Genomic DNA, 20505 nt, shown 5'->3' on the forward strand with positions numbered 1-20505 from the left:
CCTACTAGGTCAGTGTTGCTCTTAATGTTCTTTGGCTTTAAAAAAGCGAAGTCGATTGGCATTCGTCACGACCGTCAACGATGAAAATGCCATCGCCGCACCAGCAATGACCGGATTGAGTAGCAAACCGAAGAAGGGATACAACACCCCCGCAGCAAAGGGAACACCCGCGACGTTATAGATAAAGGCACCGAATAAATTCTGTTTGATATTGCGCAACGTCGCCTTGCTAACGGCAATGGCATCGGCAAGTCCGTGCAGTGAGCCGCGCATCAAGGTGATATCAGCGCTTTCAATAGCGACATCTGTGCCGGTACCGATAGCAAATCCGACATTGGCAATAGCGAGCGCGGGGGCATCATTAATGCCGTCACCGGTCATGCCGACGATCTCGCCCTGCATTTGCAGCTCTTGAACTTTTTTGGATTTTTCTTCCGGCAGCACTTCAGCAAAAAACTCGGTAATGCCAGCTTTGTTGGCAACAGCTTTGGCAGTATCGCGATTATCACCTGTTAACATCACGACACGAATACCGCTATGTTGTAGCCGCTTGATGGCAGCAATCGAATCTTCTTTGATGGGATCGGCCACGGCGATAATCGCCGCAAAGCTATTATCGATGGCAAAGTACATTGGTGTTTTGGCATCCGCGGCCAAGGCCTGTGCTTTTTGCACGAAGTCACCCAGATCGATGCCACGCTCGCGCATCAATTTTTCATTTCCAAACAATAGCGTTTTTCCATCCACTTCGGCTTGTACGCCATGACCTGCGATAGCGTTAAAATTGGATACCTTTCCGGTTTCGATGCCGCGTTCCTGTGCAGACTCCACTATAGCCATTGCCAGTGGGTGTTCAGAACCGCTCTCCAATGTTGCCGCCAGCTGTAAAACGGTTTTCTCGTCGTATTCTCCGGCGATAACTACATCCGTAACTTTTGGTGCGCCCAACGTAATGGTGCCGGTTTTATCCAAAATCATTGCGCTGATTTTCGAAGCTGTTTGCAGTGCGGCGCCATTGCGAATCAACACACCCGCCTCAGCCGCCTTGCCAACCCCAACCATGACTGACATCGGCGTCGCCAACCCTAAGGCGCAGGGACAAGCAATAATTAACACAGTAGTCGCCGACACAATGGCGTAAGCAACCACAGGATCAGGCCCAAAGTTCAACCAAATTAGTGCACTGCTCACCGCGATAATCATGACTATGGGGACAAAATAGGCCGAAATTACATCCGCCAGCCGCCCTATCGGTGGCTTGGAATTTTGCGCGCGTTTGACCATATTAATGATTTGCGCCAGCGCCGTGTCTTTGCCCACGCGAGTGGCCTTGAATAATATGGAGCCCGTTTTGTTGATGGTGCCCGCTGCCAGGGTATCACCCACGGTTTTTTCAACAGGCATAGGTTCACCGGTCAACATCGATTCGTCGATTGCGGTATAACCTTCAATAACTTCGCCATCGACAGGAATTTTTTCACCGGGCCGTACCCGAACAACATCGTTTAACAAGACCTGATCGATAGCAATATCCAGCTCTTTATCGTCGCGCACGACGCGGGCAGTTTTTGGCTGCAAACCAATTAAGCGTTTGATCGCCTCCGAGGTACGTCCGCGCGCTTTTAATTCCAAGGCAAGACCCAGATCGATCAAGCCGATAATCATCGCAGTTGCCTCAAAGTAGACATGCCTTGCTTCCGGAGGAACGGAACTCGGAAAAAACACCACTACCATTGAGTACAACCACGCTGTGCCCGTACCCAGAGCAATCAACGTATCCATGTTGGCTGAATGATTAAGAAATGATTTCCATGCGCCAACATAAAAGTGCTTACCAGAAACAATCAGCACACCCAACGTCAGGAGGCCAACAACCCCCCAAACAACTTGCTCACCGGTTGTATTGACGTTCATTTCACCGGTGATCAGTGCATAAGCCATCAAGGGACCACCCAGTAAAAGGGCAATCCAAGTTTCCTTCATCAGCCGCTTGTAATAAGCCTGATCCGCTTTTTCTTTCTCTGCTAATGCATCATCGTCATTGTCAGCAGTCGCAATCTTGGCGTTATAGCCCGCCTTCTCCACTGCCTTAAGCAAATCAGACGTTGCGGCATTGCCCGTCACGCTCACGGTGCGCTGAGCGAAATTCATTTCCGCGCTTTCCACACCCGACACGGCTACCAGGGAGGCTTCAATTTTTCCCACGCAACTGGCGCAGCCAGCACCCTCGATAATCAGTTCCTGTTGTGCCGCGCTGGCAGCATGATTGTGATGGCGAGTACTGCTATCAGCACCTTCATGACAATCCGATATGCCGGATTCCGTGTTCACTGAACTCATCGGATCACTCCTGAATTATTTGATGACTGTTGCGGGAAAACCTGACTGATTCAATGCCTCCTTCAAAGCGTTAGCCTCTACCGCGCCAACGACCGAAGCGACACCCGTGGCCAGATCCATGCACGCTTCGGTTACGCCGGAAACAGAGCGTAACGTTTGCTCAATGCTTCTCACACAACCACCGCAAGTGGCGCCTTGGACCTGTAACCGTTGCAGCGGAACGCCAACGCTTACGCCACTTCCATTTTGAGTGCTGAGAGCAGAGGATGATTGGCTGGTACAGCAACAGCCGCCTTGACGGGTTTTAGTCGTATTCACTGAATCCTGGGTATTCATGGTTTATTCTCCACATCAATGAGTTGGGAAAAATCTTCAATCAAGTGACAAATCATATGGCCGGTTGGGACTTTATCCGGCTTTTGGCTCCACTCCCCCACAGCCTGTTGCATACGGTCACGCAACAACTGTGTCTCGAGAAATTGCCGCTCTATTTCATGCAACCGTTTTTCAATTAACTCCCTCACCGTTGGACAAGGCGATTTTTTCTTGTCCGCATGGGAAAGAATTTTCTGAATATCATCTACTGAGAAACCCAGCTGTCTGGCACTCAGAACAAAACGCAAACGATGTAGATCCGCTTCTCCGTATTCCCGGTAGCCATTGGTTTGGTTTTTTTGGGGGTTCAACACATTAATCCGGGTATAAAACCGCACAGTATCTGACGTAACTCCTAGGCGCCGGGCCATTTCAACTACTTTCATGTCGGAGCCTCCAAGTTCATATTGAACTTCCAGAATTTAGGCTACAAAAAATTTAATACACGTTTGATTTGTATAAAATCAAACCTGACACTCCAATAAAACTATCCAGCTGCGTAACTTTCGCTCTAACCCTACACCTGTGTCTAAGACGCAGGTCAAGCCACTCTCAATCTGACTTTGGTCGATGAGTTTTATTGGTTTATGTTAGTGGTGTAACTCTGACATCTACATGACCCGTACATTACAGGCCTGTAATGTAGGGGTCTGTTACTTGATCTATATCAATGAATCGTTCAACAACTAACTAAGGCACTCCAGCGTTGACTGGATTCGTTCGGCATTTGGCTTTGGGCATAAAAGTGATTGGGCCAGATCTAGCGACGATTGAAAGCACGGGGACCGCTGTTGAGCGAGTGTTCAAAGTGATAGCCGCGGCACTGAATTTACTCGAAGTACAGTTGCCGAGCGCACCACCGTTGGCTACTTCTTTGACATTGACCGAGACGCCGCATCGAGGTACCGATTAGATGTTGGCGACAACGTCGCGATGACGGTCAACTCAACTCTTTTAATGACCTTACTGAGTCAGTAGTCGACGGTGCAGCCAAGCGGCTACGCCCCAAATTAATGACCGGGCTCGCATTAATCATGGGCTTAGTACCGATCATACTAAGCAATGATAGCGGCGCCGATCTAACGAAACGCGCAGCCGCTCCCATGCTCGGCGGGGTTGCCACCTCACTCATTATGAGTTTTAGTGGTGTTTCCGGCATTGTTCGTGATTTGGAAGCAACGTTCTATAAAAGTAGCACCGGCAATCAAATCCTCAGAAAACTAATGATTAACGCTGCCCGGGGCTAAAGCTACCCGACATTATTATAAATTCGCAGCAAGTCTCCCTCCGAAATATCGCGTCGTATTACAATGGAGCCTAGGTGAATCTCAATTTACAGTCGGCGAGCGTAATTGAATTGGGGTGAGTTTCAAATTTTCAGGTTTGCTGATCCATTAGAATTTTTCTGGAAAAGGCGCATGCTAGCGTTTAGATATATTAAGGCTCACATCTCCTTAACGACTTTATATTAGATGGCAAAGCGAAATAGTTGATCCAAGATAGTCCCTGAGGACTCAAAAAAATGCATCAAAATCAATTATTATCACAGCCTTGGCTAGGGTCGGCGGCCATAACTGCAGGCATGGGGGTATTTCTTGGCGCCTCGGGCGATAACAAAGCTCACCGGCATTGGGCTCATCAAATCGCTATTGGTCTAGAAGGACCAGTAGCGCTGCTATCTGACAAAACACGATATTTCGAACGCGGGCTATGGATACCTGCAGGTACCGCTCATCAACTAGAAATCGCACATGTATTATGCATCTATATCGACCCAACACATGATTTTTGTAAAACACTGCTACCGCAGATAGCCGTAGAGGAATGGTCTATATCCTTGCTGAATGAAGAAATTTCATCCGCGTATGTAACGCGCTTTGCCAAAGTAAAAAACCTTCACGCAGCGTTGATTAGCTTCGACAAACAATGTCGCTGTCAATTCATTGACACTCCAGACGAGCGATTGAATGTCATTTTGGCAGCACTCAAAGATGATATTAGTAGCGGCAACAATACTACGCAGAAAACCTTATCGAGTTTGGTACATCTCTCACCCAGCAGGTTCTCTCATTGGTTTACAGAGCAAACAGGCATGCCATTACGCAGTTACAGGAAGTGGCTTAAACTGCTGGTCGGATTTGAACTATCGCGGCGAATGCCTCTCACCGATGCAGCACTTTTATCTGGTTTTTCTGATCAGGCCCACTTCTGCCGAGCAGTAACGCAGGCCTTCGGCGTTAGCGCTACAACCATTAAGCAACTGCTGCTACAAAAATAGCTTTTTCGTTCAATGCGCCGCCATTGAAAAATGACAAACTAAGCACTCTGTAGCTCTGGAAGCTTTTGCATATGAAAAGCACATTGGAAATATTTGTCAAAGCCCTGTATTTGCCTTTCTTTCTAATCGTAGGAAATGGCATTGCTATTTATATGGCGGAACAAGATTATTCAAAATTTGCCTTGGCGGCATGGGTCGGCTTACTCATCGCAGTGTCGTTCTTAATTGAACAATGGATGCCATTTCGTCCCGAATTCAACAAGCCTCAAGCAGACTCGGGGCGTGATGTTATTCACGCCTTCGTCAATGAATCACTGAGTATTGTCGGCGTATTAAGTGTCCCAATCATTGCTAGTTTTATCCCATTTAATTCAATTTGGCCCTCCTTCGCACCGCTGTGGTTGCAAGTGTTGTTGGCGGTGATCATCGCCGATATAGGCATTACACTGGCACATTACGCCAGTCATAGGTACAGCGCGCTGTGGCAGCTACATGCAGTACATCATAGTGTGAAACGTATGTATGGGTTTAACGGTCTTATGAAACACCCCTTGCATCAAACCATTGAAACCCTTGCAGGTACTGCCCCGCTACTCTTGATGGGCGCTCCACAAGAAGTCTTACTGCTGCTGGTTGTTGCGGTGGTTATTCAGCTGTTACTGCAACATTCCAATGTTGCCTATTTCGCAGGGCCGCTCAGATCTGTTCTGGCAATTAATCAAGTTCATCGCTTCCACCACCTGAATACGGCAAAAGAAGGCGATGTCAACTTCGGTCTATTCACAACGTTAACGGATCATCTCTTAGGCACTGCGTACTATGACAAAGAGAGAGTTATCCGTTCAGAAGATCTGGGCATCGGAACCGCGCCGGATTATCCCGTAGCTTATATTCCACAAATGCTAGCACCGTTCAAGCGCCTTGGCTGAACCGCCGACCCGCAGTACTTATCTCACGGCATTGCTAAATATATAGCTACTAACCCTTATTACAGTACCAAGCATCTGCGGACTTTTCAGATGCAGGTTATTACGCGGGAGTTATTATCGGAGGCTGATATTAAAAATCGTACTGGATGCCAACTAGTGTGGTGCGCGGTCGATTTGGACGGGCGCCGTCAGGATTACGTGAGACTATTTTCTGCTGGTCAAAGATGTTTTCAGTTTTCAGAAATATTTCAACATCTTGCGAGAGTTGGTAACGACTGATGAAGTCCATCACAAATAGTTCTTCAGTCTCTTCATAAGAGTCGCCAGTCCGATTACAGCCAGCAACAGAACACATTTCATCAATGTATTTGGCTACGATGTAATTATTCCAACCGCTTTGGTGCTCGAAGCCCGCTCGCAAACTAAAAACCCGGCCAGGAACATCCTTTCGCTTGTCACCTGATTCAAAGCCAGAAACGGCGTTGTCTTTGGTGATTTCGGCCTTGGTGTAGGTGAATGCAGCGTCCAGTGGAATCTGAAAAGCACCGATTGCAGCCTCTGCGCTTACTTGTAGTTCAAGACCTGACACCGCCGACTCGCCAAGGGCGAAAGAACCAGAAGTATCACCATTGCTGCATGGCGCAGCCACTGAGCAGTTTTCAGTGGTATCGGTAATGTCACTGTAAAATGCTATTGTTTCGACAAATATATGGTCGTTATTAAAGCGAACACCCGCCTCCCAGTTTTTACTTTCCTCCGGATCTTGCGATACTTTGGCACCACCACCTAGCGGCGAAAAACCCTTGTGAACACCGGCTAGCAATTGTATTTGGTCGTTCACGTCGAAGCTAAATGATACCCCGGGCAACCAAATAGCCGTGTCGTTTTGGCGATTTTTATCAGTGGCAAACGTGGTGCGAGCGGTATCAGAATATTCTAGCCTGCTACTTTCAATATCTTCGTATCGCAGGGCCAAATTAATATTTAAAGCGTCGCTAACTTGCCAGGAATCGGTTAACCAAAAACTAAGGGCGTCGGCTTCTTCCTCTCGGTTGTTACTACCCGAAACCTGTCCAGTATCACTGCTGCGAGATTGGAATACTAAGTCACCGTTTGATTCTTGCTTGTAGGTGTCTACTACTTGAAAACGATCCATTTCGTCGTGGTGACGCCTTAACCCTACAGCGAACTGATGAGCGCCCGCTTCGATATCAAAATTAAGCTGAACACCTTCCGAAATATACTTCCGATTGTTGTTCGTATAGTTCAGACCATCTTTTTCTGCGCTACCATCTAATATGGCTTGCTCAAGCGCTCCGCCCTCATTAGCAGCTCGAACGATATCTCCGCCGCCACTTAACTTAAACCAATTCCTAGCAAAGTCATTTCTATATACCGTTGCGGTGGACGTCACGGTATCAGACCACTTAAAAACGTGGCTTAGGTTGAGCGCTTGATGATCATTATCCATTTCATCAATACTGCTTAAGCCATACCGTCGATTAGGATCTTCATTGAAGTCCTTATCACTTAGTCCAAGATAGGTCTCGTTGGAAATTTCATCCGAAGATTGTAATTTCAACAAGACACTCTGACGCTCACCGCTCCAACCGAGCTTAAACACATAATCAGAAATATCATATCCTGGGTTCTGACTACTGCGGTCGATATCCTTAAAGCCCTCTCCATTACGCTGAACGGTTTCGAGCAAAAAGCGCCAATCGCCTGTCTGGCCACCAAAATAGGCATGTATATCTGAAGAACCGCGTTGATCGGCGGTGACTAACACTGATCCACTCATTTCCTCAGGGATCGGTGTAGACAACATATTTACAATGCCCCCAGTTGTTTGGGGCCCGTGACGTAACAAGGGGGCGCCCTTCAGTACTTCAAACAGCGACATACGAAGCGCCGTTGGGAAATAATAGGCTTCTGGGTTTGAATACGGCGCAGGCGCAATCAGCACACCGTCTTCCATCAAGGTAATTTTACCACTGCGCTCACTGGTCGCACCGCGAATACCAATATTTGGACGAAGACCTAAGCCGTCTTCTTCAAGGATATAAATACCGGGAACAGTTTTAAGTGCTTGGTTAATATCTGTGGTGACTTCTGTTCGCAGCTGTTCTGAGCTTATAACAGCACCTGAGCCAGGTAGACTTCGTGCTCCTTCAACACTGCCAATGACAAGCATTTTTTCGATACTAGCGATATCTGCGAATGCCGGAACTACGGGCGACAACACGATACACGTATACAATAGCGACTTCTTCACACCCAACCCCATTCTGTTAATGTTATTCATTTACGAATCGTAATGATAATGATTATCATATCTTGGGTCAATAAGGGGCGCGAGCTTGTGCATCTTTATCTCGGCGAATACAGCGAAACAGGCACTTATGAATTTGATCGCAATTGAGAATTGAGCGGTTAAACGAGAATGAGAATGGAGCTGCTATGCGCTTAGAATGGAGTTTCTAGGGTGCAGCCTTGTTAGTCATTGCGCCAAATTGGACTTCCTAGGGTTTGCTAGACACCAAGTAACGTTAGAATCTAGTTCTTCGAAAGCTCCTGCGTCACCAGACTGTGTGAAAACTATTTTCAAGTCATAATTTAGACAAGGATTGATGTGAATATGTGTCTTACATCAAAATCTGACCAAGTTTTCTAGCCCATCGTATACACATTTCACGTAGGATCGCGTGATTAATTTCGTTATAGGAGTTTTCATACAGCCTCTCACAATAGCGGACATTTAGTGACAACACTTTGCCGGCCCTTCTTGCACAGTGAGGGAGGGAGGCTGACTTCTTAACGGAAATTGGTTATGAGTTTGATAGAAAATTTGAAAATCACCCAATGGCAATCATTATTGCGCGGTGTACAAAGTAACCCACAACCAGCAAAAGCAAACCCGATATATAACTTTGCCAAAAGCCAAGATGAAACCGCTCAGCCAGTAAAAACGGCAGGAAGAATAAATAAGAAATCGGCACGCCAAAAAGAATACTTTTGGCAAAGGTGATGCTGGCCTGCGGGTCTTTGTGTTCGATGTACGAAAATAACAAAGCCAAAATAGAAACCAGTGGTAGCGCGACAATAAAGCCCGCCAACACCGGTTTCTTATCCGATAGCCACGACGCATAACCAATAACCGTTGCTGCAAGAATCAGCTTAGCGGCAAATATATAGGCTGTCATAAGCTCACCTTTAGTTCACACCTTCGAACTTACCGCTGATGTTCGCATCAAATACTTCGCCTTCGGCGGACATCAGGATATAAAGCGCCCGCTCATCGCTAGGGTTAACAACCTTTACGATAAAGTAGCCGGGCCCACTCTGGTAAATCGTTGCTGATTCAGCGTCTACTTTCGACCAACTCTCAGGAACCTTGCCAAAGCCAAGCTGAGGGTCGGCGCCGGCAAAGCCTTGGGTGATTTCCGTTGCTATCACTAAAGCCTTTTGTTCAGTAATTGGCGCATGGCCACCGCCATGTGCTAATAGATTTGAGCTTATAAACAAACTTACTAACAAACATAAAGCGATTCGGAGTTTCATATTTTCACCTTTCTTTAGTGGCTGTGATAAGCACCATCACCGTGTTCACGGGGTGCTTCGTCCTGCAACGAAGGCTGAGGAGTAATCATACGCCGGGGATAGTGCTCCAGGATATTTGATTCCGCTTCCACCGCCATGTCTTCATGGATATGCGAGTGGTCATCGGTATTGATCGGGAAATTATCGGCTAGCACTGTGTGCTGGTAGCCATGCAATTGATGCAGGAACAGCAAGCCACCAACGATGACCAATAATGTATTGGCCATTACATTAAAGCGCTTGAATGAGGCTGTTTTGCGCCACCCTGCCAGCAACAATAACATTGCGGTAAGCGCTGCGATTTGACCTAATTCGACACCGACGTTGAAAGCCAGGATTTTCATCACGATACTGCCGTCCCCCATAGGCAACTCCTGCAGCCGAGTCGACAGACCAAAACCGTGAATCAAGCCAAAGCCAAACACCATCCACATTAGATTAGGCGACGCCACGCCCAGATAACGCTTGAAGCCGTCGAGATTCTCGAAGCCCTTGTAACAAACGGTGAGTGCAATCACAGCATCAATCAAAAAGTAATTTGCCTGTACTGAGTAAAGCGTGGCAAACACGAGCGTTATCGAGTGACCCAAGGTAAACGCCGTGATGAATTTTACAATATCGACAAAGCGGCTGAGAAAGAAGATGACACCAAACAAGAAGAGTAAATGGTCATAGCCGGTAAGCATATGGCCCGCACCCAACAATATGTAATCTGGCAGACCAGCCTCGATTGCACGCTGCTTATCTGCCTCAGACATACCGTGGGCGAGCACATTTATACTACTGAACATCAACATCGCTATTGCAGCAATGAGGGCGTAAAAACGACCTGTAAACATTTTTTCCTTCACATTATGCTCCTTTATCGGCGCGGTGCAGCATCCGGTACAAGGACGGCAGCACAAACAAGGTCAGCAGTGTCGACGACAAAATACCGCCAATCACCACGGTCGCTAGGGGGCGCTGCACCTCGGAACCTATCCCCGTGTTTAAAGCCATTGGTACAAAGCCCAAGGACGCAACCAGCGCAGTGGTAATGACAGGCCGCAGACGAGTCAGCGCGCCTTCGATAATCGCTGGCTCTAGACCTAGACCATCACGGCGCAGCTCTCTAATAAACGACACCATCACCAAGCCGTTCAGTATTGCGATACCGGATAAAGCGATAAAACCCACGGCTGCAGAGATGGAAAACGGTATATCTCTAAACACCAACGCCAATATCCCACCAGTTAGCGCGAGAGGAACACCACTAAATATAATCATTGCATCTTTCAACGAACCAAGTGCTAGCAATAAGAGGCCGATAATCATGAGTAGTGTCACAGGTACAACCACGGCCAGTCGCTGCGAAGCCGATTGCAAAGTTTGATAGGTACCGCCGTATTCCACCCAATAGCCTGCTGGCAGAGTCACCTCTGACTCAACGGTTTCTTGTACGTCGCTAACGAAGCTGCCAAGGTCGCGGCCACGAACGTTCGCCGTCACCACAACACGGCGTTTACCATTTTCCCTGTTGACCTGATTTAGTCCCGTTGTCAGCTCAATATCCACCAATTCTTTCAGCGGCACATAGCCACCATTAGACACTTGAATAGGGAGTGAACCCAGCTGATCAATATCACTACGGCGATCTTCAGGTAATCGCACAACAATCTCTGCGCGGCGATCGCCCTCGTAGAAAAATCCTGCGCCCTGACCACCCATTGCCGTGGCAACTTGATCTTGCAGAGTATTTAATTCAACACCGTATTGGCCTAGGGCCAGCAATTTCGGTTTAAGGGTTAACATGGAGAGGCCCGTAGTCTGCTCCATCTGGATATCGACAATGCCGTCGACAGAGCCAATTGCGCCTTCGATTTTACCGCCAAGGGCTTCGAGCTGAGACAAGTCATCGCCAAATATCTTTATGGCTAACTCGGCGCGCACGCCTGACAAGAGCTCGTTAAAGCGCATCTGGATCGGCTGAAGAAATTCATAGCGATTGCCCGGAACGGGTTCGACCAAAGCTGCGAGTTCTTCCACAACTTGGTTCTTAGTCTTGCTCGGATCTGGCCACTGATCGCGCGGTTTTAGAATGATGAAGTTGTCTGCCACACTCGGGGGAACCGCATCAGTTGCGACATCGGCAGTACCGATCTTGGCAAATACTCGCTCTACTTCAGGCATGGTCTGGATAGTGGCTTCCAAGGTTTCCTGTAATGCCACCGCCTGACTTAGCGAGGTGCCCGGAATCCTGAGAGCGTGCATAGCGATATCGCCTTCATCGAGGTTTGGTACAAACTCACTGCCCAAGCGACTTGCCAAGCCAGCACAAACAACAAGTAATACCAGCGCAGCTGCAACGACAGCGCCGCGCATGGCGATCGCTTTGCGCAACAGTCGACCGTAAAGATCCTTTGTTGCATCAAATGCGCGATTCTCTTTTTCGACTACCGGCCCCTTAAACAACATGGCAATTGCCGCTGGAACAAAGGTGATGGACAGTAACATTGCGGCACTCAGAGCAATGACCACCGTCATGGCCATGGGGTGGAACATTTTGCCCTCTACACCGGTTAAGGAGAAAATCGGCAAATACACTGCTGTAATAATAAACACGCCAAATAGTGCGGGCCGTATCACCTCTTTGGTGGCGCTATACACAACATCTAAGCGCTCATTCAGCGATAAGGCCTGCTTGTCGCTAGCAATGCCCAAGCGGCGCAAACAGTTCTCTACAATAATTATGGCGCCGTCTACGAGCAAACCGAAATCCAATGCGCCCAGGCTCATCAGGTTTGCGCTAACGCCGCTGCGTACCATGCCGGTAATGGTCATTAACATCGCGACAGGGATAACCGCAGCCGTCAATATGGCTGCGCGCACATTACCCAATAGTAAGAACAGAATAACGATAACCAGCAATGCGCCTTCTAGTAGATTCGTCGTCACGGTTTTCAGGGTTTTATCCACAAGACCGGTGCGATCGTATACCGCAGTCGCTGTAATGCCTTCTGGCAAACTCGACTTAATTTCCTCAAGCCGTTCACCGACCGCTTTAGCAACGGTACGGCTGTTTTCGCCAACGAGCATAAATACCGTGCTCATTACGACCTCACGACCATTCTGGGTGGCGGCACCAGTACGTAGCTCCTTACCCTCGCCAACAGTCGCAACATCACCAACACGCAGAGGCTGACCATCAACCGTTTTAATCACTATCTTGCTAATATCCGCAAGCGTTTCGGCTTGTCCCGGAATACGTAACAGCCACTGCGAGCCTTTTTGCTCAACAAAGCCAGCCCCACGGTTTTGATTATTGTCGGCAACCGCATCGATCAGCTCTTGCTGCGAGATACCATAGGCGAGCATTTTTTCAGGCTGCAGCCCAATTAACACTTCCCGTTTGTAGCCGCCAATTGGGTTTACTTCAACCACACCGGGCACACGCAATAGCTGGGGGCGAATAATCCAATCATGTGCTGAGCGCAAATCCGTTGGCGTAATCAGCTTGCCATCGGCGTCGGTCGCACCCGGTTCAGCGTCCACGGTGAACATGAAGATTTCACCCAGCCCCGTCGCAATCGGCCCAAGCTCCGGCTCCAGTCCTATTGGCAATTTTGCCCGCACGTTGCCAAGTCTTTCGTTCACCAGCTGACGTGCGAAATAAATATCGGTGTCATCACCGAATATTACTGTGACTTGGGAAAGTCCGTATCGAGAAACAGATCGGGTGTACTGCAGCTCGGGTAGGCCTGCCATCGATGTTTCAATGGCGTAGGTAACGCGTTGCTCGACTTCCAGCGGCGTGTAGCCTGGCGCTTCAGTGTTAATTATGACCTGAACATTGGTGATATCGGGAACGGCATCAATCGGCAGTCGGTTGAAATTCCATAAACCCAGACCACAAAGCGCAAGCACGGCGGCCATCACCACACCGCGCCGCGCTAGGGAAAATTGTATAATTGCATCAAGCATGGGACGTCCTTTAGTGGTCGTGTGAAGCGCCAGATTTTTCGATATCGGCCTTGATGATGTAGCTGTTTTCGGTAACGTATTCGGTTCCCAGCTTTAGCCCACCTAGGACTTCAATCCAGTCGCCCGCCTCGCGACCGAGCTCCAGCATCCGAACTTCGTATTGGTCGCCTACTTTGGCGTAGACCACGGTGAAATCCCGAAAGCCTTGCAGTGCTTGGCGCTTTACCGCGAGTGGCACTTCATAGCGAGCAACTTCCACATCGCCGCGAACAAAGCTCCCCACTGGCAGCGCAAGATTGCTGGCGTCAACACTGACGCGTATATCCGCAGATTGATCCGCATTCAGCAGTGGAGAAATCCACTGCACGTCACCTTCTCCAATTTCTTCCATCGCATCGTTGAGCAACTGCACGCTGTTGTTTAGCGCAATTCGACGACGGTCGTCAGGGTAGGCTTTGAGTAAAACCACTTGGCGGGAGCGATCAACAATACTCACCAGCGTACGGCCAGCAGTCGCTTCGCCGATATTAACCGGCAGGGCCGCAATTTCACCGGCAATATCGGCGCGCAACACATAGGATTTCAGGCTTTCGTTACTCTCGATGCTCATCAACGGAGTGCCCGCTTTCACCTGCTGACCTAAGCTAACGTGAATGGCTTTAATCACACCGTCGAAACGGGCGCTTAACTGCGTTAAAGCATTGGTATCGGCTGCCAGTCGACCGAAGAGCGGCAGCCGCTCTACGAGCACTTGTGAACGTGCAGTACCAGTGGTGATACCCATGGCGTCAGCCACGTCGGCATTAATCCGAGTTCGTCCCTCAAAATTATCGTACTGCCACTCATAGCGCTTATCGCCGTAGGCCGCATTGAGCGTAACTAGAAAAGAATGTGGCTCGACTATTTCCATATCACCGCGCAAAAAATCTTCTTGCGGCCTGAAATTGATTTGATCGTCGCCATCACCGAGGCGCCCCAAAGTAACGCTCACCTTGACGTTTTCTGGAGGCAATGCCTCGCCACCTTGACTTGCCCACACCCGAAACTCTGGCGGTACACCGGTCTCGAAGATGGCCAATTCAATCGCGAAGTCATCCTCGCGCAACATACGCCCCCGGTGCGGGCCTTTTTCAGGTTCAATTTCCTGCACTTCGGCGCCAACGGCGAGTGCAGCGCTACTTAAACTCATTAATAGCGAGACAAGCATACTGACGATTAACGATCGTTTTACTGAATTACTCATGGATTTACCTCATCGTTGCCCAGCAGTGGCAAACCGGTTAGACGTTCAATTTCGACGCGTGTGAGCTGTGCTTTAAACTGACTATCCAGTAAATGACTGCGTGTCACGAGCAATTCCTGCTGCACCCCGCGCCAATCTTGGTAGCTGTACCGGCCAAGCTGGTAGGCGTTTCGGGCTTCTTTCTGGGCTTGTTCAAGCGTTGGGATAATGTGCTCACGCAGTGCGCCAACCACATGCTGCGCGTGCTGAAACTCTTGAAGCAAAACATACAAGCGCGCTTCCAGCACTAATTGCACTGCATCAGCATCTGCGCGATAAGCATCACGATTCGCAGCTAAGGCGGCGATACGTCCACGATTACGCTGTTCGCCCCCTAAGGGCATAGTAAAACCAGCTACTAAGGCGTAGTCGTCGGTATTTTCAAAACGCCTTACACCGGTTGAAAACTGCCATCGTGACTGGGCTTCCGTTTTTGCTAAGGCGATCTCGGATTGCGCAATGCGCTCTTGGCTGAGTAGTTTCTGCACGCGCGGATGACTGCTTAGCTGCAGCGCTAGCTCCTCGTAGTTCAGTTTGCCGGTGGCAATGGCGAGGGAGCCTGATACTGTATCAAAATCGAGTTGTCGCGCACTCCACTGGGTCGCCAACATCCGCTTAGCGCCACGAATTTCATGATCCAGATCTTCGAGTGTTATCTCTGCCCGCGCTAACTCGGCTTCAGCACGAAGCTTGTCAGCGAGCAGCGATTTGCCTGCATCCATGCGCTTTGACAGTTCTTTAACCACTGAATCCGCTTGCGCTCTTGCGGCTGCAGCGAGTTCTTTACGCTGCTGATAAACGACTACGGTGAGAAATTGACGGGCAGTCTCGGCGGCCACATCCAGCTTCTTTATCGCTTGCTCATCGCTAATCACCTGTTTTTGCACGTCAGCACTATGTCCGCGCTGCTGCAGTAAGTCACCCTCTAAAACCCAACTAATACTGAGCGTTGACTGAAGGCTGTCAGAACCGCTGTAGTCCCCCGAGCCAAATCCATCTTCAACACTTAAGCCAAGCTGGGGGCGACTGCCGACCCGTGCCTGCTGCGCCATTCCATCGGCAGCTGCGCGACGGTAGTAAAAGGCTTGGAGCTCTGGGTGTTTAGTAAAGCTTCGTTGAATGGCCTCGTTTAACGTTAAGGATTTCTCTGCCACAGAGGCCGTCGACATAGTCAGCAATAACGGAATTAGGGCAAGCGTTTTACGCCAAAAAAACCGATCTACAATCGGTTTTTTTGGCGTTAGAAACGGACTAAAAACATACATAAATACGCCTCAATGACTAAAAATTGCTTCAACCGCATGATGATAGCTATCCACACTCAAAAGGCAGGAAGCCAAAAGTACACACAGAAATACAACAAACAACGATAAGGGGAAACTGCGGCCTGGTTCAGACCTCAGCTGATAATGAACACGCGCTTCAATTTCAGACGCATAGAAATGACAAGACAAGGGACTGGAGAATTGCTGCTGATTTCGCGACAAGCGGCATAGTTTTATCACGGTACTAGCAACGGTGGTGCCACCCGATCCGCCCACAGCCGCATAATCGTCTGCTGCAAGCTCCAAGCACAAAGAAAATTCGCGGCGTAACCGGTTGCTAGTGAATGGTAGGTAAAACGCCGCAAGAAAGGAAAAAGACCACTTCCGTAAAGGGTCAAACCTCTGCTGGTGGGCGAGTTCATGGCGACAAACGATGTCATTTTCAGCCGCAGATAATTGTGCTTGCAAGGCAGAACTAATGAAGACTTTAGGCCGAAAAAGACCAGCGGTGAACGCATAAATCACCGTAGAGTCCACGCTACTATTTTTAGTAAAACCATCAAGGGTAAGCAGCGCACCAAGGGCAGACCGATGCTTAAGCAATTGGTGAGTATGGCGAACTATCGCTAGAAAAGACGCCGCGGAAAATAGAAGTACTATCGCGCTGTGCCAGCTATATAAGTTGAAAACATTAATATGGTGCCAATGGGTAAGCGCCAAGAACCACGAGGGCATAACCGCGGCAGAATCAGGCATTAGTACAACGCTTGCAACGCTTAGAGCAACAAGCCAAGGGATCAAAACAAATGACCACAACACCCATTGGCGAGCGCCTGCGGATAATTTGACCCGCCACTGTTCAGTAGTTCGAAAAACGAAAGTAAGAATTAGTGAGCAATAGAAAAACACCGATGCGGCAATAAACACGCTATTTAGGGTAATCGCATAACCGCCGACAAGCATTCTTATTTCCCCGATTTATCGCTGGCGCGGCGCTGATCAATAAGCGATGCCAATGCCTGCAATTGCGTTTCAGTCATTTCTGCTGACAGGGAGCTAAATGCGGCCAATAAGGTGTCTTCATTGTCAGTGTAATCGGCGGCGACTTCGCGCATCAATTGCGCCAGAAAAGCATTTTTGGCCATAGCTGCACGATAAATGAAGGCGTGGCCAGCTTTATTACGGATTAAGAGCTTCTTTTTATATAGCCGGTCAAGGGTACTTTGGATCGTGTTTAACGTTCTCACCGAATCATCCGTAAGCTCGCGATGTACCCGCTTAGCGTCTGCTTCATCTGTATCCCAAAAATACTGGAGAACCAATTTTTCCAAATATCCCAATTGCATGCCACATTCGACCTAGGTTTACAGAAGAATAGTATAGTGCCTACGAAAAAACCGATCGTCAATCGTTTTTTTCGTAGGCACTACAACGAAGAAAATGGGTTAAATGATAAACAGAAGCGGAACCGCTGAGGGATCGCAGGTTGAGGCGCCAAATCCCCCGCTATACCCAACGTAGATAAATTCATGCGAGGTCGACCAATTATCAGCGATGACGAGCGCAACGAATTTAGGGTGGGTGAGTTAATTTATCCGCTTGAAATGACAATAAATGAAACTCTGCATTTTGCCTATCGGCGTTTGGTGAGATTCTTCTTCGTGGCCTAATAATTCAAACTGCGCACCTAATTCGGCGTGTAACGTACTCGGAGAATAACGGCGCACAGGCAGACCGCTGCATTGCTCGGGGCCATTCTCGGAAAAAGTCGCAATGATCATGTGCCCACCTAATTTAACGCAATCTAATACTGTTTCAACATAGCTGCGCCTATTGGCTCCCTCTATCAGGAAATGAAACACCGCACGGTCATGCCATAAGTCGATACCCTGCATAGGAAGAAGGAAGTGAAGAACATTCCCCTCAATCCACTGTACTTTTTTAGGGTAAGCGGATTAAATGGTTGATCTTACCTTTGCATGAGAGTGAGACAGACCGGCATCTCATCGGATTATCTGGTTGATGCTTCACCTACTGCTGGTGCATGTTTCCTTCGCTAATTCCAGCAAGAACCCCACACGCCTCAACTTCCCGGTCATCGTTGCAACTCGCTCTCAGTGAAACGAGTTGTTTCTCAAGCGCTTGCAGAGCGGTTATCTGCGACCGCACATGAGAGATGTGATCATCGAGCAAGGCGTTGACGGCGGTACAAGGCTGATGAGGATCGTCCTGATAGCTCTGTAGTTCGTGAATCTCAGCCAGTGACAGGCCCAGGATTCTGCAGCGACGGATGAAGGCCAGCCCCTCACCATGCTTCTCGGTATAGACACGGTAACCGTTGTCCTGCCGATCAGGCGGCGGCAACAAGCCCTGCTGTTCATAGAAGCGGATCGTCTGTGTTTCGACCCCTACCAACTGCGCCAACTGACCAATGCGCATCAGCCTCCTCCCCAACGGATTCTTTACTCTATTGACCTTATAGTAGCTTTATAGTTTTAAATGGTACCACAACATTGTTCAAGTGGAGTCGTATCATGAGCAAATCCTGTGGTGGCGCCTGTGGCGGTGATGCAACGTCCGCAGCGGATACCGATATACAGGCCTCCTCCGAGGCGCCAGGGAGATGGGTCAGTGTTTATGCCGTGCCGAAGATGGACTGTCCATCAGAAGAACGAATGATTCGCCTAGCCCTGAACGGCTTTGAGGAGATTCGGGCGCTGTCCTTCGACTTGTCGAACCGCCGGCTGAAGGTCGTGCATGACGGCGAGGTCGAGCCCGTCACCTCGAAACTGAAGACCTTGGGGCTAGGCGCCTCGCTTCAGGAAACCGTCGCTGCAAATCCGGAGACCATCAAGGCCGCCGAGTTTTCGGCAGCTTCTGCTAAGCAAGAATCCGGGACCCTGCGCTGGTTGCTCGGCATCAATGCACTTCTGTTCGTGGTGGAAATGACTGCCGGTCTGATCGCCCAGTCCACCGGCCTGATTGGAGAATCCCTGGACAATTTTGCCGATGCGGCGGTGTACGGGCTTGCCCTTTATGCGGTTGGACATAGCGTGAAAATGCAGGTACGTGCCGCGCATCTTGCTGGTGTACTGCAACTGATCTTGGCTGTGGGCGTGCTCGTAGAGGTGGTGAGACGCTTTGTATTCGGTAGTGAGCCTGAATCGCTGGTGATGATGGCTATCGCATTCGTCGCATTGATTGCCAATACCAGTTGTCTGCTGCTCATATCCAAACATCGGGAAGGCGGGGCGCACATGAAGGCAAGCTGGATATTCTCGGCCAACGACGTGGTGATCAACCTGGGGGTCATCACCGCCGGCGCCCTGGTCGCGTGGACCGGTTCCAATTATCCGGATCTGATTATCGGCACCATCGCGGGGGGCATTGTACTTAACGGTGCCAGACGCATTTTGGCGTTGAAGGGTTAAATAATGCTCATTATTGGCAAAAAGCTCTCGCCGTATGCCCTATTGTCCATATCGGGCCTGCTGGCAGCGTCTGATCAGGCTGTAAAGTGGCTGGTGCAGCAATCAATGGCCTATGGCGAGTATGTTTCGGTGACCCCGTTCTTTAACTGGGTGCACCTATGGAACACCGGTGCCGCATTCAGTCTTTTTGCGAATGGTGGAGGCTGGCAGCGCTACTTTTTTATCGGAATCGCGGTAGTGGTCTCGATTTTTCTGATCAAGCTGATCCTTGAAAATCGTCATAAAGGAGAAGCCATCGCTTACAGTCTTATCCTCGGTGGCGCCATGGGCAACCTGATTGACCGGGTCTTTCGCGGCTATGTTGTGGATTCCTTTGATTTCTATTGGCGAGACTGGCATTGGCCGGCCTTCAACCTGGCTGATATTGCAATTGTCCTCGGTGCCTTACTTTTCGTTTCCAGCAGCTTGTTGGGTAAAAAAGCAAACACCAATGCCGAGCCGGATGGATCTGACTGACACCTACGCCTATACAACACCATGACCGAACTTCCCGACAACATCCTTCACCTGCCGCAATACCAAGTACTGGGCTGCAAATCAACCGACGACGAAATGCACTTCCAGGTGGACGTGCCCGATCCCATCGCCTGCGAGGAATGCGGCGTGCAGGGTGAGTTCGTACGGTTCGGCAAGCGTGACGTTCCCTATCGTGATCTGCCCATCCACGGCAAGCGGGTCACTCTCTGGGTGGTCCGCCGCCGATACACCTGCCGGGCCTGCAAGACAACATTCAGGCCCCAGCTACCGGAGATGGTGGACGGATTCCGTATGACACTGCGGCTGCATGAGTACGTGGAGAAGGAATCCTTCAACCACCCCTACACCTTTGTGGCGGCACAGACCGGCCTGGACGAGAAGACGGTGCGCGACATCTTCAACGCCCGCGCCGAGTTCCTGGGGCGCTGGCACCGCTTCGAGACGCCCCGCATCCTGGGCATTGACGAGCTATACCTGAACAAGCGCTACCGCTGCATTCTGACCAACA

General features: G+C 49.5%; 20 protein-coding genes. 6 read left to right on the top strand and 14 right to left on the bottom strand.

Annotation, left to right across the window (positions count from 1 at the left end):
• Positions 1-21 precede the first annotated feature (21 nt).
• The 3 genes from AB4876_RS15135 to AB4876_RS15145 are packed head-to-tail and all read right to left on the bottom strand — an operon-like array spanning position 22 to position 3101.
• Positions 22-2340 carry a heavy metal translocating P-type ATPase gene (locus tag AB4876_RS15135; protein ID WP_368382598.1) on the bottom strand — a complete coding sequence of 773 codons (2319 nt, stop codon included), beginning with the start codon at positions 2338-2340 and terminating at the stop codon, positions 22-24.
• A 15-nt stretch (positions 2341-2355) separates the two neighbouring features.
• Positions 2356-2676, bottom strand: a complete 321-nt coding sequence (locus AB4876_RS15140) for a heavy-metal-associated domain-containing protein (protein ID WP_368382599.1) — start codon at positions 2674-2676, stop codon at positions 2356-2358.
• Positions 2673-3101, bottom strand: a complete 429-nt coding sequence (locus AB4876_RS15145) for a MerR family transcriptional regulator (protein ID WP_368382600.1) — start codon at positions 3099-3101, stop codon at positions 2673-2675. Before AB4876_RS15145 ends, AB4876_RS15140 begins: the two co-directional genes overlap by 4 nt.
• A 627-nt stretch (positions 3102-3728) precedes the next feature.
• Here AB4876_RS15145 and AB4876_RS15150 point away from each other — a divergent pair.
• The 3 genes from AB4876_RS15150 (at position 3729) to AB4876_RS15160 (ending at position 5922) form a co-directional block, all read left to right on the top strand.
• Entirely contained in the window at positions 3729-3962 is a 234-nt protein-coding gene (locus AB4876_RS15150) for a hypothetical protein (RefSeq protein WP_368382601.1), read from the top strand.
• 275 nt (positions 3963-4237) lie between these two features.
• A complete protein-coding gene (locus AB4876_RS15155; RefSeq protein WP_368382602.1) occupies positions 4238-4993 on the top strand; it encodes a helix-turn-helix domain-containing protein in 756 nt (251 codons plus the stop codon).
• A 71-nt stretch (positions 4994-5064) separates the two neighbouring features.
• Positions 5065-5922, top strand: a complete 858-nt coding sequence (locus AB4876_RS15160) for a sterol desaturase family protein (protein WP_368382603.1) — start codon at positions 5065-5067, stop codon at positions 5920-5922.
• Between the two features lie 130 nt (positions 5923-6052).
• On the opposite strand, the gene AB4876_RS15165 is transcribed toward AB4876_RS15160, so the two are convergent.
• The 11 genes from AB4876_RS15165 to cadR all read right to left on the bottom strand — a co-directional run bounded on the left by AB4876_RS15165 (position 6053) and on the right by cadR (position 18468).
• Entirely contained in the window at positions 6053-8227 is a 2175-nt protein-coding gene (locus AB4876_RS15165; RefSeq protein ID WP_296434593.1) for a TonB-dependent receptor family protein, read from the bottom strand.
• Between the two features lie 550 nt (positions 8228-8777).
• Entirely contained in the window at positions 8778-9125 is a 348-nt protein-coding gene (locus tag AB4876_RS15170) for a hypothetical protein (protein WP_368382604.1), read from the bottom strand.
• Positions 9126-9135: 10 nt separating this feature from the next.
• Positions 9136-9483, bottom strand: coding sequence for a DUF6488 family protein (locus tag AB4876_RS15175; RefSeq protein WP_368382605.1), 348 nt, complete (start codon positions 9481-9483; stop codon positions 9136-9138).
• 14 nt (positions 9484-9497) lie between these two features.
• Positions 9498-10373, bottom strand: a complete 876-nt coding sequence (locus tag AB4876_RS15180) for a HupE/UreJ family protein (RefSeq protein ID WP_368382606.1) — start codon at positions 10371-10373, stop codon at positions 9498-9500.
• 1 nt (position 10374) lies between these two features.
• Positions 10375-13482: an efflux RND transporter permease subunit gene (locus AB4876_RS15185; RefSeq protein WP_368382607.1), complete on the bottom strand. Its 3108-nt coding sequence runs from the start codon at positions 13480-13482 to the stop codon at positions 10375-10377.
• Positions 13483-13492: 10 nt separating this feature from the next.
• On the bottom strand, positions 13493-14725 hold the full coding sequence (locus tag AB4876_RS15190; RefSeq protein WP_008250315.1) for an efflux RND transporter periplasmic adaptor subunit: 1233 nt from the start codon (positions 14723-14725) through the stop codon (positions 13493-13495).
• Positions 14722-16029: a TolC family protein gene (locus AB4876_RS15195; protein ID WP_008250314.1), complete on the bottom strand. Its 1308-nt coding sequence runs from the start codon at positions 16027-16029 to the stop codon at positions 14722-14724. Before AB4876_RS15195 ends, AB4876_RS15190 begins: the two co-directional genes overlap by 4 nt.
• A 9-nt stretch (positions 16030-16038) precedes the next feature.
• Positions 16039-16992, bottom strand: coding sequence for a M56 family metallopeptidase (locus AB4876_RS15200; RefSeq protein ID WP_008250313.1), 954 nt, complete (start codon positions 16990-16992; stop codon positions 16039-16041).
• A gap of 2 nt (positions 16993-16994) precedes the next feature.
• Positions 16995-17375 (bottom strand): BlaI/MecI/CopY family transcriptional regulator, encoded by a 381-nt coding sequence (locus tag AB4876_RS15205; RefSeq protein ID WP_008250312.1) that lies wholly within the window; start codon positions 17373-17375, stop codon positions 16995-16997.
• A 240-nt stretch (positions 17376-17615) separates the two neighbouring features.
• Positions 17616-17810, bottom strand: a complete 195-nt coding sequence (locus AB4876_RS15210) for a hypothetical protein (protein WP_368382608.1) — start codon at positions 17808-17810, stop codon at positions 17616-17618.
• 250 nt (positions 17811-18060) lie between these two features.
• A complete protein-coding gene (gene cadR, locus AB4876_RS15215) occupies positions 18061-18468 on the bottom strand; it encodes a Cd(II)/Pb(II)-responsive transcriptional regulator (protein ID WP_004364961.1) in 408 nt (135 codons plus the stop codon).
• Positions 18469-18563: 95 nt separating this feature from the next.
• On the opposite strand from cadR, the gene AB4876_RS15220 reads away from it, so the two are divergent.
• From AB4876_RS15220 to AB4876_RS15230, 3 genes are all read left to right on the top strand, one after another.
• Positions 18564-19460, top strand: coding sequence for a cation efflux transmembrane domain-containing protein (locus AB4876_RS15220; RefSeq protein ID WP_004574643.1), 897 nt, complete (start codon positions 18564-18566; stop codon positions 19458-19460).
• Positions 19461-19463: 3 nt separating this feature from the next.
• Positions 19464-19976 (top strand): signal peptidase II, encoded by a 513-nt coding sequence (gene lspA, locus AB4876_RS15225; RefSeq protein ID WP_004863699.1) that lies wholly within the window; start codon positions 19464-19466, stop codon positions 19974-19976.
• Positions 19977-19997: 21 nt separating this feature from the next.
• Positions 19998-20505, top strand: a 508-nt coding sequence (locus AB4876_RS15230) for a transposase family protein (RefSeq protein WP_368382609.1), incomplete at its 3' end; no start/stop codon positions are given.

Origin of the sequence: Zhongshania guokunii (assembly GCF_040892635.1) — a bacterium.
Lineage (GTDB): Bacteria > Pseudomonadota > Gammaproteobacteria > Pseudomonadales > Spongiibacteraceae > Spongiibacter > Spongiibacter guokunii.